The 12,822-nt window shown below is 74.5% G+C and carries 15 protein-coding genes; 11 read left to right on the top strand and 4 right to left on the bottom strand.

Annotation, left to right across the window (positions count from 1 at the left end; translation table 11 throughout):
- Complete coding sequence (locus tag ACWEPF_RS34670) at positions 1-153, bottom strand: hypothetical protein (RefSeq protein ID WP_452175708.1); 153 nt, start codon at positions 151-153, stop codon at positions 1-3.
- Positions 154-297: 144 nt separating this feature from the next.
- Between ACWEPF_RS34670 and ACWEPF_RS34665 the strand changes: the two genes are divergently transcribed.
- The 5 genes from ACWEPF_RS34665 (at position 298) to ACWEPF_RS34645 (ending at position 3,804) form a co-directional block, all read left to right on the top strand.
- Entirely contained in the window at positions 298-783 is a 486-nt protein-coding gene (locus ACWEPF_RS34665; RefSeq protein ID WP_452175707.1) for an FBP domain-containing protein, read from the top strand.
- A gap of 1,005 nt (positions 784-1,788) precedes the next feature.
- Positions 1,789-2,280, top strand: coding sequence for a hypothetical protein (locus ACWEPF_RS34660; protein WP_452175706.1), 492 nt, complete (start codon positions 1,789-1,791; stop codon positions 2,278-2,280).
- Between the two features lie 43 nt (positions 2,281-2,323).
- Positions 2,324-2,743 (top strand): helix-turn-helix domain-containing protein, encoded by a 420-nt coding sequence (locus tag ACWEPF_RS34655; RefSeq protein WP_452175705.1) that lies wholly within the window; start codon positions 2,324-2,326, stop codon positions 2,741-2,743.
- Positions 2,744-2,757: 14 nt separating this feature from the next.
- Positions 2,758-3,327, top strand: coding sequence for a hypothetical protein (locus ACWEPF_RS34650; RefSeq protein WP_452175704.1), 570 nt, complete (start codon positions 2,758-2,760; stop codon positions 3,325-3,327).
- Between the two features lie 147 nt (positions 3,328-3,474).
- Complete coding sequence (locus tag ACWEPF_RS34645; RefSeq protein WP_380149585.1) at positions 3,475-3,804, top strand: DUF2516 family protein; 330 nt, start codon at positions 3,475-3,477, stop codon at positions 3,802-3,804.
- Positions 3,805-3,888: 84 nt separating this feature from the next.
- Here the strand turns inward: ACWEPF_RS34645 and ACWEPF_RS34640 are convergent, their stop codons facing one another.
- Positions 3,889-5,337, bottom strand: coding sequence for a PP2C family protein-serine/threonine phosphatase (locus ACWEPF_RS34640; RefSeq protein WP_452175703.1), 1,449 nt, complete (start codon positions 5,335-5,337; stop codon positions 3,889-3,891).
- A gap of 226 nt (positions 5,338-5,563) precedes the next feature.
- Here ACWEPF_RS34640 and ACWEPF_RS34635 point away from each other — a divergent pair, with 226 nt between their 5' ends.
- Positions 5,564-6,097: an O-acetyl-ADP-ribose deacetylase gene (locus ACWEPF_RS34635; protein WP_452175702.1), complete on the top strand. Its 534-nt coding sequence runs from the start codon at positions 5,564-5,566 to the stop codon at positions 6,095-6,097.
- Positions 6,098-6,130: 33 nt separating this feature from the next.
- On the opposite strand, the gene ACWEPF_RS34630 is transcribed toward ACWEPF_RS34635, so the two are convergent.
- Complete coding sequence (locus ACWEPF_RS34630; RefSeq protein WP_452175701.1) at positions 6,131-6,961, bottom strand: class I SAM-dependent methyltransferase; 831 nt, start codon at positions 6,959-6,961, stop codon at positions 6,131-6,133.
- A gap of 204 nt (positions 6,962-7,165) precedes the next feature.
- Between ACWEPF_RS34630 and mshA the strand changes: the two genes are divergently transcribed.
- Positions 7,166-8,593 carry a D-inositol-3-phosphate glycosyltransferase gene (gene mshA / locus ACWEPF_RS34625; RefSeq protein WP_380149558.1) on the top strand — a complete coding sequence of 476 codons (1,428 nt, stop codon included), beginning with the start codon at positions 7,166-7,168 and terminating at the stop codon, positions 8,591-8,593.
- Positions 8,594-8,667: 74 nt separating this feature from the next.
- On the top strand, positions 8,668-9,225 hold the full coding sequence (locus ACWEPF_RS34620) for a YbjN domain-containing protein (RefSeq protein ID WP_452175700.1): 558 nt from the start codon (positions 8,668-8,670) through the stop codon (positions 9,223-9,225).
- Here the strand turns inward: ACWEPF_RS34620 and ACWEPF_RS34615 are convergent.
- A complete protein-coding gene (locus ACWEPF_RS34615) occupies positions 9,222-10,463 on the bottom strand; it encodes an MDR family MFS transporter (RefSeq protein WP_452175699.1) in 1,242 nt (413 codons plus the stop codon). The genes ACWEPF_RS34620 and ACWEPF_RS34615 overlap by 4 nt on opposite strands.
- 158 nt (positions 10,464-10,621) lie before the next feature.
- Between ACWEPF_RS34615 and ACWEPF_RS34610 the strand changes: the two genes are divergently transcribed.
- The 3 genes from ACWEPF_RS34610 (at position 10,622) to ACWEPF_RS34600 (ending at position 12,699) form a co-directional block, all read left to right on the top strand.
- Positions 10,622-11,380, top strand: coding sequence for a phosphoglyceromutase (locus ACWEPF_RS34610; protein WP_345290941.1), 759 nt, complete (start codon positions 10,622-10,624; stop codon positions 11,378-11,380).
- A gap of 98 nt (positions 11,381-11,478) precedes the next feature.
- Positions 11,479-11,868 (top strand): hypothetical protein, encoded by a 390-nt coding sequence (locus ACWEPF_RS34605; protein ID WP_345290940.1) that lies wholly within the window; start codon positions 11,479-11,481, stop codon positions 11,866-11,868.
- A 243-nt stretch (positions 11,869-12,111) separates the two neighbouring features.
- A complete protein-coding gene (locus ACWEPF_RS34600) occupies positions 12,112-12,699 on the top strand; it encodes a lytic polysaccharide monooxygenase auxiliary activity family 9 protein (RefSeq protein WP_345290939.1) in 588 nt (195 codons plus the stop codon).
- Positions 12,700-12,822 lie beyond the last annotated feature (123 nt).

Raw genomic sequence — 12,822 nt, 5'->3', positions numbered from 1 at the left:
TTACCTCCGCGCCGGGGGTCGTGGGTCGGAGGTCCGGCCGTCCACAGCCGTCCGGCCGCCCGCCGCCACCCGCCGCCCGCCGCCGGCCGGCAGGGCGATCCGCTCGCGCGGGTCCTGGAAGCCGCTGACCTGGGCCAGGGCCGAGACGGTCATCTGCTCGAAGCCCACCTCGTCGGCGAGTTCGGCCCCGCCAGGGTGAGGCGTTCGGCGGACAGTCCTGCGCGTGTCATCGGCCTCCTCTCGCCTGAGCCCATTAAGCATTTGCCTAAAAGCTTTAGGCAAAATAACCTCACCCCTATGAAGCCGCTGACCGAGCCCCAGATCCGCGCCTCCTTCGTGAACTGCACCAAGGGCGAGGCCTCCCGCCTGGCCGTCCCGCGCGACCTCGCGGACCGCGCCTGGCCCGAGCTCGACTACCTCGGCTGGCGCGACCCCCAGGCCCCCGACCGCGCCTACCTGGTCGCCGAACTCGACGGCGTCCCCACCGGCCTGGTCCTGCGCAGCCCGTCCGCCGCCTCGTGGCAGGCCCGCCGCAGCATGTGCTCGGTCTGCGTCACCACCCACGTCGGCGGCGTCTCCCTGATGGTGGCCCCCAAGGCCGGCAAGGCCGGCCGCGAGGGCAACTCCGTCGGCGTCTACCTCTGCACCGACCTCTCCTGCTCCCACCACCTCCGCAACCCCCAGCAGTCCGGCACCCGCCTCCAGGAGACCCTCACCCTCGAAGAACGCATCACCCGCACCACCACCAACCTCGCCTCCTTCATCGCCAAGGTCACTACCTGAGCGACCGCCTGAGCCACCGTCACCTGCCGCCCCCGCCGACCGGCCGGGCCGGCAAATTCCCTGGCGGACCGGTGCGTGCCGTGCGACGCTCCCGGGCGTGCGCACCGTCCTGCGGACCCTGGCGAGCAGTCGTGCCCTGGGCCCGGAACACATCGATGCCCTGATCGACCACGGCGACCCCGATGTCCTGTCGGAGCTGTGCCGGCGGTCGGACCTGACGCCCCGGCAGCTGGACGCCCTGGTGGCCGACGGCGGCCGGGCGGCCTTCCTGGCCCTGGTCCGCTCCGGGGTGATGCCGGAGGAGCGGATCCCCGCGGACGACCCGGAGGCGCAGCTGGCCGCGGCCGGCCGCGAGTACGGGGTGGTCACCGAGGAGCGGGGCGCCACGCTCCGGATCCTGGCCGGCGACCCCGACTGCGCGGTGGCCGCCGCGACCGTCCGGCTGCTGGAGGAGGCCGGCGGACCGGACGCCCGCCGGCGGACCGAGGCCTGCGTCCGGATCGCGATCGCCGGGTCCACCGCCGACGGGGAGACCCTGCGCGGCCTGCTCGCGGTCGACGGGCCGCCGCCCCTGGTCCCCTGCCCGCACCGCCCCGACCCGGACGCCGCCCTGGCGGAACTGCGCAGCGCCGCCGTCCGGAACCGCCACGCACCGGCCGACGCGGTCGAGGAGCTCCTCGACGCCACCTGGCCCGCCCTGGCACTCCAGGCCGCGGGCTGCTGGGCGGGCCTGCGGCCGGAGACCTACGAGCGCCTGCTCGGGCTGGACGACCCCCGGGTCACCGCGGCGGTGGCGGGCGGCAGGGGCACGCCCGCGCGTCTGATCCGCCACCTCTTCGACGCCGACGGCGGACGCTGGCGGGGTGACGTCCTCGGCGGCGTCGGAGCCGTCCCGCTCGACCTCCTGGTCCGTGAGGCCTTGGCGGGCCAGGGGGGCGGAGTCGCGCACCACCGGGACGTCGACGGCCTGGCGGCCCTGGCGGAACACTCCGACCCCGGGTCCGCATGCTCCCGCTCGACAACGTCCACCTGCGTCCCGAGGTGCTCGCCCGGCTGGTCGACGACCCCGATCCGGCCGTGGCCCTCCGCGCCGCGCTCCGCTCCCGCGACCCCGAGCGGCTCCGTGCGGCGGCGGAACGGTTCGGGCCCGGCAGCCACGCCCCGATCGCCCGCGAGCTCTGGTGCCCTGCCGACCTGCTGCTCACCGTCGCGCAGGACCGCGACAGCCCGTTCGAGGCGGCCCTGGTCGTCGCGGACCACTGCAACGCGACGCCCGAGGTCCTCGACGCCTGCCTGGACCACCATCCGGGGCCGGAGATGGACGAGGCGGTGGCCGAGAACCAGGCGGCCTCGCCCGAGCAGCTCGACCGGCTGGTGCGGGGAGGTGCCCTTCCCGTCCTGCGGGCGGCGGCCCGCAACCCGGAGCTGCCGCCCCGGGCGGTGGACGCGATCCTCGCGCTCGCCCTCGGCCCCCACGCCCCCGCGTGCTGGCGCTAGCACTCTGCTTGCAATTGCAAGCACGGATGGGCAGACTGCTGCCATGGCTTCGCTGAACGTGGGCTCGCTCGGGGAGTACATCCGCGAGCAGCGGCGGAACGCGCGGTACTCGCTGCGCCAACTCGCCGACGCCGCCGGGGTGTCCAACCCGTACCTGAGTCAGATCGAGCGCGGGCTGCGGAAGCCGAGCGCGGAGATCCTGCAGCAGATCGCCAAAGCACTGCGGATCTCGGCGGAGACCCTGTACGTGCAGGCCGGGATCCTCGAGGAGCGGCCGCAGGCCGAGCCGGGGGAGACGCCCGGGCTGCGGGCGGCGGTCCTGGCGGACCGGCAGCTCAACGAGCGGCAGAAGCAGGCCCTGCTGGCGGTGTACGAGGCGTTCCTGAAGGAGAACCAGGAGCAGCCCGCCGCGGCAGCGGAAGCAGCAGAGGGACAGGCCGGCCGCCGGACTGTCGACGGATGAGAGGACGACGGGCCATGCCGATCGGCGACGAGATCAAGAAGACCCTCAGCGACCCGACCCCGCTGTACGCCCTCGCGGGCGCCGGCGACCTGGCGTACGAGAAGCTGCGCGAGGTGCCGGGCAAGGTCGAGGCACTGGCCGCCGACCGCAAGGGCGCGCAGGAGAAGGCCGCCACCGCGCTCCAGGAGGCCGGCGCCAAGCTGGTCGAGGCGCAGGCGAAGGTGGCCGGGACGGTCAGCGGGCTGCCCTCCGACCTGAAGGGCATTCAGGAGAAGGTGCAGGGGCTGGCGCTCCAGCAGGTGGGCCTGGCCCTGGAGTTGGCGGTCAAGGCCAAGGAGGCCTACGACGAGCTGGCCGTCCGGGGCCGCACCGTGGTGGAGAAGAACCAGCCGGGCACCGCCGCCGAGCAGGCCGCGGAGCCGGAGGAGGCCGTCGAGGCCGAGCTGGTGGAGGCCGAGGCCGTGGTGCTCGACCTGGAGCCGGAGCCGGAGCCGGAGCCGGAGCAGGCCCCGGAGTCCGCCGCGGCCCCGAAGCGCGCTCCCCGCGCCCGCAAGCCGAAGGCCGCACCGACCGACGCCGAGTGAGCGCGCGCACCGAAAGGTGCGAAGCGGGCCGGAAGCGGGCACATCCGGGCTGTACGGCTCGTTGTTCCCGGTACGGCCGCCCGGCCGTGCCACCATGGGCGGCGGCAGTGACCGGAACACACGGAGGAGGCGGCAGCGGTGGCGTACATCCTGAGCTTGCAGTTCCTGAGCCCGGAGTGGTGGCTGTCGGTCGCGATCATCGGGTTCAAGCTGTTCGCCTTCGTGGACGCGGTGACCAGACGCGAGGACGCCTACCGGGCGGCGGACAAGAAGACCAAGCCGTTCTGGCTGGCCCTGACCGGCGCGGCGCTCGCGCTCGACCTGCTGCTGGGTGCCTCGGTGGTCAGTCCGCTGACGCTGATCGGCCTGGTGGCCTCGATCGTCTACGTGGTGGACGTCCGCCCGGCGATCAAGCAGCTGACCGACGGGCGCGGCAACAGCAGCCGGAGCAACAACGGGCCGTACGGGCCCTGGTGACGACGGGTCGGACACCGGGTCACCAGCACGGAAGGGCGGGCCGCGAGGCCCGCCCTTCCGTCCGTCCGCCCACCGGGAGCGGGCTCAGCCCATGATGAGCGGCACCGGCTGACGCTCCAGCAGCAGCACCGCGACGTCGTCCGCGAGCGCCCCGCCGTTCAGCTCCTCCACCTCGGCGATGGCGCTGTCCACCAGCCGCCCCCGGGTCAGCCCGCCCGCCTGGTGGTCCGCTATCAGGCCGATCAGCCCGTCCTGGCCGAGCCGCCGCGACCCGGCGCCGACCCGGCCCTCGATCAGCCCGTCGGTGTACAGCAGCAGGCTCCAGCCCGGACGGAGCGTCAGCTCCTGGGCCGGCCAGGTGGCGCCCGGATCGTCGCAGTGCAGCAGCCCGAGGGCCGGCCCGGCCTGCTCGGCGGGGAGCAGGCCGGGTTCGCCGTCCCGGCTCAGCACCAGCGGGGCGGGGTGCCCGGCGAGGTACATCCGGGCCTGCTCCTCGGCGGCCGTCGGGCCCTCGGCGGAGGGCGGGGAGAGCACCAGCAGGCAGAGCGTCGCGAAGATCTCGTCGCTGCGGCGCTCGTGCTCCAGCACGTGCTGGAGGGTGGTGAGCAGGGTCTGCCCGGTCAGCCCGGCGAAGACCAGCGACCGCCAGGCGATCCGCAACGCGACGCCGAGCGCGGCCTCGTCCGGGCCGTGCCCGCAGACGTCGCCGATCACCACGTGCACGGTGCCGTCGTCGGTGCGGACGGCGTCGTAGAAGTCGCCGCCGAGCAGCGCCCGGCTGCGGCCGGGGCGGTAGCGGCGGGTGAAGGAGAGCCCGGCGCCGTCCAGCAGCGGGGTGGGCAGCAGGTGGCGCTGGAGGCGGGCGTTCTCCTGGCCGCGCAGCTCGGCCTCGACCAGGCGGCGCTGCGACTCGTCGGCCCGGCGGCGCTCGACCGCGTACCGCAGGGCCCGGGCCAGCAGCGGCCCGTCGGTCTGGTGGCGGATCAGGAAGTCCTGCGCCCCGGCGGCCACGGCCGCCGCGCCCAGCTCGGCCCCGGCGGCGTCGGTGAGCACCACCACGGCCGTCTGCGGGGCCCGGCGGAGCAGTTCGTGCAGGCCGTCCAGGCCCTGGAGCGGGCCGGTCTGGTCGGCCGGGTCGGCCAGGTCGAGCAGCACGCAGCTGAACTCCACCTCGCGGGGACGCCCCACCGGCCGGCGCCCCTGGCCGGCCGCCCCGGCCAGCCGCTCGGCGGCGGAGGGCACGCCCTGGGCCCAGTGCAGTTCGATCGCGGCGCCGGAGTCGGCGACCAGCTGCTCCAGGAAGGCCGCGTCGGTGTAGTCGTTCTCGATCACCAGCAGCCGGAACGGGCCGTCGCCGCCGTTGGCCCGGGGGTGCGGTATCGGCAGCACCGCGGCGGAGGGCGTGGCCGGGCCCCGGCCGGCCGGCCGCTCCGACGCGCGTCCACCCTGCGACCGCGCCGGCGGTTTCACCTCGGCGACGGCGCCCGGCCGGTGCGGGGCCGCCGGCCCCCGCCCGTCTCCCGTTGCGGGCATTGGTCGGTCCTCCCTTTCCCCGACAGCGCAACGGCTGGGCCAGCCGTGCGGTGCCCGGATGGCACCGGGAGTCGGAGAGCTCCCGCGACCATAACGCGGCCGGAGCCCTTTCCTCCGGCTGACGGGCGGCTCTGTGGCTATCGCCACGCGACCGGGAGAATGCGCTGGCCTCGGGCGGAACGATTCTGGTATGGACCGGTGAGGAACGCACGGGAGGTCGGGAACGGTGACGCGCATCACGTCGGTGGAGGGTGACATCACGGCGCAGGAGGTGGACGCGGTGGTCAACGCCGCGAACAGCTCGCTGCTCGGCGGGGGAGGCGTGGACGGGGCGATCCACCGCCGCGGCGGGCCGGAGATCCTGGCCGAGTGCCGGGCCCTGCGCGCCTCGAAGTACGGCCGCGGGCTGCCCGTCGGACAGGCCGTGGCCACCACCGCCGGCCGCCTCCCGGCCCGCTGGGTGGTGCACACCGTCGGGCCCGTCCACCTGCCCGAGGAGTACGAGGCGCGGGCCGCGCTGCTGGCCTCCTGCCACCGCGAGTCGCTCCGCGTGGCGGCCGCGCTCGGCGCCCGGACGGTGGCCTTCCCGGCCATCTCCACCGGCGTCTACCGCTGGCCCCTGGCGGACGCCGCGCGGATCGCCGTCCGGGCGGTGCGGGAGGCCGTCGCGGAGCACCCGGAGCTCGTGGAGGTGCGCTTCGTGCTGTTCGGCCCGGAGACCCACGGAGTCTTCCGCGACGCCCTGGACGGGACCGGCTGAGACTCCGTCAGCTCGGGCGGCGCCGCGGCCCGGTCAGGGGGCCAGCGCGGACCACTCCACGGTGAGCTCGCCCTGCCGCCACCGGCCCCGGGCGTCCACCACCGGCCAACTCCCGGCCACCGAGCGGCAGGTGGCGATCCAGCGCTGCCGGGCCCCGAACGCGCCGTACGGGGCGGCGGCCGACCAGGCCCGGTCGAGGTCGGTGAGGAAGGCGTGCACCGGGCGGCCCGGCACGTTGTGGTGGATCAGCGCCTTCGGCAGCCGCTCGGCCAGCTCGGAGGGCTGGGCCAGCCCGGCCAGCCGGGCCGCGAAGGTGACCGTCCGGGGCCCCTCCGGGCCCAGCGCCACCCACACGTGCCGCCGCCCGATCTCGTCGCAGGTGCCCTCCACCAGCAGCCCGCCGGGCGCCAACCGCCCGCACAGCCGCTCCCAGACCGGGCCGACGGCGGCCTCCTCGTACTGCCGCAGCACGTTCGCCGCCCGGATCAGCAGCGCGCCCTCCCGGCGGTCCAGCGGCACCTCGAAGCCGCCCCGCCGGAAGCTCAGCAGCGGTGGCTCGGCGTACGGCAGCGCGGCCGCCACCCGCTCCGGCTCGATCTCGATGCCCACCGTCCGGACGTCCGGCCGCACCGCGCGCAGCCGCGTCGACAGCTCCACCGCCGTCCACGGCGCCGCCCCGTACCCGAGGTCCACGGCGGTCGGCGGCCGCTCGGCGGAGCGCAGCGCCGGGCCCAGTGCGTGGGCGATCCACCGGTCCATCCGCCGCAGCCGGTTGGTCCCCGTCGTCCCCCGCGTCACCGTCCCCTCGGGCCGCTCCCCCCGGCCACGGGCGGGAGAACTGTGCGGAACGGACGGCGCGACCATGTGGGCAGCCTATCGAGGGACAGAGGAGCGCCCCACAGGGGCGCGAGGAACTGCGCGAGTCCGGAAGACGGCCCAGAGCCGGATCGGGGCACGTCAGCCAGTTGCACGCGCTGCCGTTCCCCCGCGCGCAGTTCCCCGCGCCCCCAGCGGATTTCGCCGAGCGGGAATGCGACGTGACACAGACGTGGTTGTCTCCTTGGACGAATGCCCACGGGCCGGAGCGCGGTGCCCAGGGGAGCGACGAGGAGGCTCAGCCAGGTGACCAAGCACCCCGCCCGCACGGCGGCGCGACGTTCCCCCCTGCTCACGCCCGGCCGCGGGCGCCTGCAGAGCCTGGTCGGCCGTCGCCGCCCGCACCGGATCGCCATGCTGAGCGTCCACACCTCCCCCCTGCACCAGCCGGGCACCGGCGACGCGGGCGGGATGAACGTCTACATCGTCGAGCTGGCCAAGCGCCTCGCCGCCCTCGACATCGAGGTCGAGGTCTTCACCCGGGCGATCAGCTCGGACGACGCCCCCACCGTGGAGCTGGCCCCCGGCGTGCTGGTCCGGCACGTCACGGCGGGCCCGTACGAGGGGCTGGTGAAGGAGGACCTGCCGGCCCAGCTCTGCGCCTTCACCCACGCGGTGCTGCGCACCGAGGCCGGCCACCGCCCCGGCCACTACGACCTGGTCCACTCGCACTACTGGCTCTCCGGCCAGGTCGGCTGGCTGGCCGCCCAGCGCTGGGGCGTTCCGCTGGTGCACACCATGCACACCATGGCCAAGGTCAAGAACGCGGCGCTGGCCGAGGGGGACACCCCGGAGCCGGCCGCCCGGGAGATCGGCGAGAGCCAGGTGGTCGAGGCCGCCGACCGGCTGATCGCCAACACGGCGGAGGAGGCCGAGGAGCTGGCCTTCCACTACGCCGCCCGCCAGGACCAGCTCGCCGTGGTCCACCCGGGCGTCAACCTCGACGTCTTCCGCCCCGGCCACGCCGGCCCGGACGCCCGCGCCGCCGCCCGGGCCCGCCTCGGCCTGCCGCAGGACGCGGCGGTGCTGCTGTTCGCCGGCCGGATACAGCCGCTCAAGGCGCCGGACGTGCTGCTGCGGGCCGTCGCGGTGCTGCTGGAGCGCGAGCCCGAGCTGCGCGGCCGGCTGATCGTGCCGGTGGTCGGCGGGCCGTCCGGCACCGGGCTCGCCAAGCCGGAGAGCCTGCAGAAGCTCGCCGCCCAGCTGGGCATCTCGGACGTGGTCCGCTTCCACCCGCCGGTCGGCCAGCAGCAGCTCGCCGAGTGGTACCGGGCCGCCACCGCCCTGGTGATGCCCTCGTACAGCGAGTCCTTCGGCCTGGTCGCCCTGGAGGCCCAGGCCTGCGGCACCCCGGTGGTCGCCGCCGCGGTCGGCGGCCTCCCGGTCGCGGTCGAGGGCGGCCGCACCGGCACCCTGGTCCCCGGCCACGACCCGCAGGACTGGGCCCGCGCGCTGCGCCCGTACGTGACGGACCGCGAGCTGGTGCACCGTCAGGGCCTGGCCGCCGCCGCCCACGCCGCCGCCTTCGGCTGGGACCGCGCCGCTGCCCGCACCGCCGAGGTCTACGCGGCGGCCATGCAGCACTCCACCTCCCTGCTGGCGGGCCTGCGCCTGGCCTGACGACGGCCCCGGCATTTCGGCGTGACGGGGAGTCAGGCGCCGCCGGCGCCGTACCCCCGAGTAACGTCTGCTGCATGGCAACCCCCACCAAGGACGACGCCCTGGCCCTGCTCCGCACCGCCCTGGACGAGGCGGGCGTGGCCTGGGAGCCCGCCGCGACCGACCCGTACACGCTGGTCGCGACGCTGCCCGGGACGCGCAAGCTGGCCACCCCGTGCGCCCTGCGGGTCGGCGACCACACCCTGTCGGTGAACGCCTTCGTGATCCGCCGCCCGGACGAGAACCACGAGGCGGTGTTCCGCTGGCTGTTGGAGCGCAACACCAAGCTGTTCGGCGTCGCGTACGCGGTCGACGGGCTCGGCGACGTCTACCTGGCCGGCCGCCTGCCGCTGGAGGCGCTCACCGCGGACGTGGTGGACCGCCTGCTCGGCACCGTTCTCGGCGCCGCCGACGAGCCCTTCAACACGCTGCTCGAACTCGGCTTCGCCACCGCGATCCGGCGCGAGTGGGAGTGGCGCACCAAGCGCGGCGAGTCCACCCGGAACCTGGAGGCCTTCACCCACCTCGCCGCCCCGGCCCCCGCCCCGGCAGCCCCGGCAGCCCCGGACTCCGAGGCCCCCGAGACCGACTAGACCAGCGCCCGGGCCGGCTCCTCCACCGGCACCGGCGCGGCCGTGCGGCGGCCGAGCACCAGGAAGCCCACGGCCGCCGCGCTGCCCAGCAGCGCGCAGACGCCCCAGGCCGCGACCCCGCCGCCGTACTGGAGCAGCAGCGCCCCGCCCGCCGGGCCGAGGAACATCGCCAGCGACCAGGAGAGCGAGTACACGCCCTGGTAGCGGCCGCGCGCCTCGGCCGGGGCCAGCTCGGCGACCAGCGCCATCATGGTCGGCGCGTTGACGATCTCGCCGATGGTCCAGATCACCACGGTGAGGGCGAAGAACCAGGCCGAGGAGCCGGCGAACATGGTGAGTCCGAAGCCCCAGCCGATCAGCAGCGCGCTGGCGACCAGCAGGCCGGTACGGCTGCGGCCCTCCATCAGCCGGGTGATCGGGAGCTGGAGCAGCACGATCAGGACGCCGTTGAGGCTGATCACCAGGCCGTACTGGGAAGCCGGGACACCGGCCTGCCCCATGTCCACGGCCAGCGTGGTGGAGCCCTGCTGGGCGACCAGCGCGAGCAGCAGGTTGACCGCGAAGACCGCCATGAAGCGGCCGTCCCGGAAGACCCGGCCGAGACCCACCTCCGGCGCGGCCGGCCCGGCGGCCGGCGTCGACGGCCTGCTCTCCGGCACCTTCACGAAGACCACCACCGCGCAGAGCAGCGTGCTCAGCGCGTCCAGCAAGAAGAGCGCCAGGTAGCCGTGGGCGGCGATCAGCCCGGCCACCGCCGCGGAGGCGCCGAAGCCGATGTTGATCGCCCAGTAGTTCAGCGCGTACGCGCGGCCCCGGTCCGCGGCGGGCACCACGTCGGCGATGATCGCGGAGATGGCGGGGCGGGAGGCGTTGCTGGTGAAGCCGACCACGAAGACCACCGCCGCGATGGCCACCGGCCCGTCGGTGAAGCCGAGCACGGCCACCGAGACGGCGGTGCCGAGCTGGGCGGCGAGCAGGGTGGGTCGCCGTCCGACCCGGTCGGTGAGCACGCCGCCGCCGAGGGAGGCGATGGCCGAGCCCAGGCCGAACAGCGAGGCGACCAGACCCGCGTAGGCGGCCGACCAGCCGCGCTCGACGGTCAGGTAGAGCGACAGGAACGGGACCACGAACCCGCCGAGCTTGTTCACCAGGGTGGCGGTCCAGAGCCACCAGAACTGACGGGGTAGTCCACGACCCGTCTCGGAGAGCGAGACGTAGAGGCGGTGCAGGGCGGGCATGTGGGGGCTCCCGGGCGCGGTGGGGCACCGCTCAGCGGTGCCCCGGCGGGCGGGGATGACCGCTGGGCGGTGGTGTAAGTGGCTCTTCTGCATCGCGCACATTACCGGTGGACCTTGGTCCCGGCTACCCGTTATCCGGCTCGATTAAGCTGAGCCCCATGGCTGACACGACCTACCGACTGATCCTGCTCCGTCACGGCGAGAGCCAGTGGAACCAGAAGAACCTCTTCACCGGGTGGGTCGACGTCGACCTCAACGAGAAGGGCGAGAAGGAGGCCGCGCGCGGTGGCGAACTGCTCGCCGCCGAGGGCTACTTCCCCGACGTGGTGCACACCTCCCTGCTGCGCCGCGCGATCCGCACCTCGCAGATCGCCCTCGACAAGGCCGACCGCCACTGGATCCCGGTCAGCCGCAGCTGGCGGCTGAACGAGCGCCACTACGGCGCCCTCCAGGGCAAGGACAAGGCCCAGACCCTGGCCGAGTTCGGCGAGGAGCAGTTCCAGCTGTGGCGCCGCTCGTACGACACCCCGCCGCCGGTGCTGGCCGACGACGCCGAGTACTCGCAGGCCGGTGACGCCCGCTACGCCGACATCCCGAGCGAGCTGCGCCCGGCCACCGAGTGCCTCAAGGACGTCGTCGAGCGCATGCTCCCGTACTGGTACGACGCCATCGTCCCCGACCTCGCGGCCGGCAAGACCGTCCTGGTCACCGCGCACGGCAACAGCCTGCGCGCCCTGGTGAAGCACCTCGACGGCATCTCCGACGAGGACATCGCGGGCCTCAACATCCCGACCGGCATCCCGCTCGTCTACGAGCTCGACGCCGACTTCAAGCCGGTCGCCAAGGGCGGCCGCTACCTGGACGCCGACGCCGCGGCGGCCGCCATCGAGGCGGTCAAGAACCAGGGCAAGAAGTAAGCATGACGTAAAGGTCCTGCCCGGACCGCGCACGGCCCCCTCCCGCCCGGGAGGGGGCCGTTATCCTTCTGCCTTCCGGAACGACTACGGGGGGACCGATGGTCAAGAAGTCCATGGCGGGCGCGCTCGTCGTGCTGCTGGTGCTGTCGCTGGCGGCGTGCGGCTCGGGCAAGAAGAAGAACAAGGGCAAGAGCAAGGACAGGACCCACAGCACCCAGCCGGCGAGCAGCCTGAGCGTCTCGCCGTTGCTGCTCACCAACGGCGGCGCCCTGACCGTCACCTACAACGGGTGCTCCGTCGGTGACCAGCTGGAGTTCGCCTGGGCCAAGGGCGGCCAGCGCGGCTCGCTGGGCACGGCCGCCTGCTCGGGCGGCTCGGCGGTGCTGCGGCTGCCGAAGTACACCGCGAGCGCGACCGGCGACCTCCAGGTGACCGGCAAGGTGGTCTCCTCCGGCCGGACCGAGAGCGCCACGCTCACCGTGAAGTAGTCCCGGGTCACCGGTGTCACAGCGGCCCCATCCGTCCCACGGGTGGGGCCGTCGGTGCGTCAACTCGCTTCCGTATCACGGTGGTTCAGACCATTGACGGCCATCTGACGCGCTCCTATGGTATGGACCAGTGGCACGAGCACGCCAAGATCCCCCCACGGATCCGGCGTGCGTCCGGCCCCGTACTCCATCCACCCCCACAGCTCGCTCCGGCCTGCCCGGAGCCGAGTCGGAAGGAGCACCATGCGCAAGCGTCATCTGGTCGGCGCCCTGGTGGCGGCCGTCGCGGTACCGGTCGCGACCGCCCTGCCGGCCTACTCGCACGGCTACGTCACCGGCCCGCCCAGCCGGGCCGCGCTCTGTGCCGCGGGCACCGTCACCAACTGCGGCGACATCCAGTGGGAGCCGCAGAGCGTCGAGGGCCCGAAGGGCTTCCCGGGCTCCGGCCCGGCCGACGGCAAGCTCTGCGCGGGCGGCAACAGCCGCTTCGCCCAGCTGGACAACCCGCGCAACGGCGCCTGGCCGACCACCAAGGTCACCGCGGGCTCCCGGCAGAACTTCACCTGGAAGTTCACCGCCCGGCACGCCACCGCCTCGTACCGGTACTTCCTCACCAAGCCCGGCTACAGCGCGGCCACCGCGCTCAGCAGGAGCAACCTCAACCTCACCCCGCTGCTCACCGTGCCCGGCAACAACCAGCAGCCGCCGAGCACCCTCACCCACAGCGTCCCGCTGCCGGCCGGCCTGACCGGCCACCACGTGCTGCTCGCGGTCTGGGACATCTCCGACACGGCCAACGCCTTCTACTCCTGCGTCGACCTGCAGTTCTGACGCACGGTCAGGCCGGAACGTACGTCGGCCGGGCGCCCCGGCAGGTCAGGGGCGCCCGGCCGACGGGCCCGGTGCGACGTGCGGACGGCGCGGGTGGATGGTCAGTGGCCGCCGCAGCAGCCC

It is taken from the genome of Kitasatospora sp. NPDC004289 (genome assembly GCF_053602875.1).
Note: the sequence above shows the minus strand (reverse complement) of the source record. Positions and strands in the feature narration are given on the sequence as shown.

What these genes read in the sequence shown, in the direction of transcription:
- ACWEPF_RS34615 (WP_452175699.1), bottom strand. Translation starts at nt 10,463, where the DNA reads ATGCCCGCCCTGCACCGCCTCTACGTCTCGCTCTCCGAGACGGGTCGT.
- ACWEPF_RS34650 (WP_452175704.1), top strand. Translation starts at nt 2,758, where the DNA reads ATGCCGATCGGCGACGAGATCAAGAAGACCCTCAGCGACCCGACCCCG.
- ACWEPF_RS34605 (WP_345290940.1), top strand. Translation starts at nt 11,479, where the DNA reads ATGGTCAAGAAGTCCATGGCGGGCGCGCTCGTCGTGCTGCTGGTGCTG.
- ACWEPF_RS34600 (WP_345290939.1), top strand. Translation starts at nt 12,112, where the DNA reads ATGCGCAAGCGTCATCTGGTCGGCGCCCTGGTGGCGGCCGTCGCGGTA.
- ACWEPF_RS34640 (WP_452175703.1), bottom strand. Translation starts at nt 5,337, where the DNA reads ATGCCCGCAACGGGAGACGGGCGGGGGCCGGCGGCCCCGCACCGGCCG.
- mshA (WP_380149558.1), top strand. Translation starts at nt 7,166, where the DNA reads ATGCCCACGGGCCGGAGCGCGGTGCCCAGGGGAGCGACGAGGAGGCTC.
- ACWEPF_RS34660 (WP_452175706.1), top strand. Translation starts at nt 1,789, where the DNA reads ATGCTCCCGCTCGACAACGTCCACCTGCGTCCCGAGGTGCTCGCCCGG.
- ACWEPF_RS34620 (WP_452175700.1), top strand. Translation starts at nt 8,668, where the DNA reads ATGGCAACCCCCACCAAGGACGACGCCCTGGCCCTGCTCCGCACCGCC.
- ACWEPF_RS34630 (WP_452175701.1), bottom strand. Translation starts at nt 6,961, where the DNA reads ATGGTCGCGCCGTCCGTTCCGCACAGTTCTCCCGCCCGTGGCCGGGGG.
- ACWEPF_RS34655 (WP_452175705.1), top strand. Translation starts at nt 2,324, where the DNA reads ATGGCTTCGCTGAACGTGGGCTCGCTCGGGGAGTACATCCGCGAGCAG.
- ACWEPF_RS34665 (WP_452175707.1), top strand. Translation starts at nt 298, where the DNA reads ATGAAGCCGCTGACCGAGCCCCAGATCCGCGCCTCCTTCGTGAACTGC.
- ACWEPF_RS34670 (WP_452175708.1), bottom strand. Translation starts at nt 153, where the DNA reads ATGACCGTCTCGGCCCTGGCCCAGGTCAGCGGCTTCCAGGACCCGCGC.
- ACWEPF_RS34610 (WP_345290941.1), top strand. Translation starts at nt 10,622, where the DNA reads ATGGCTGACACGACCTACCGACTGATCCTGCTCCGTCACGGCGAGAGC.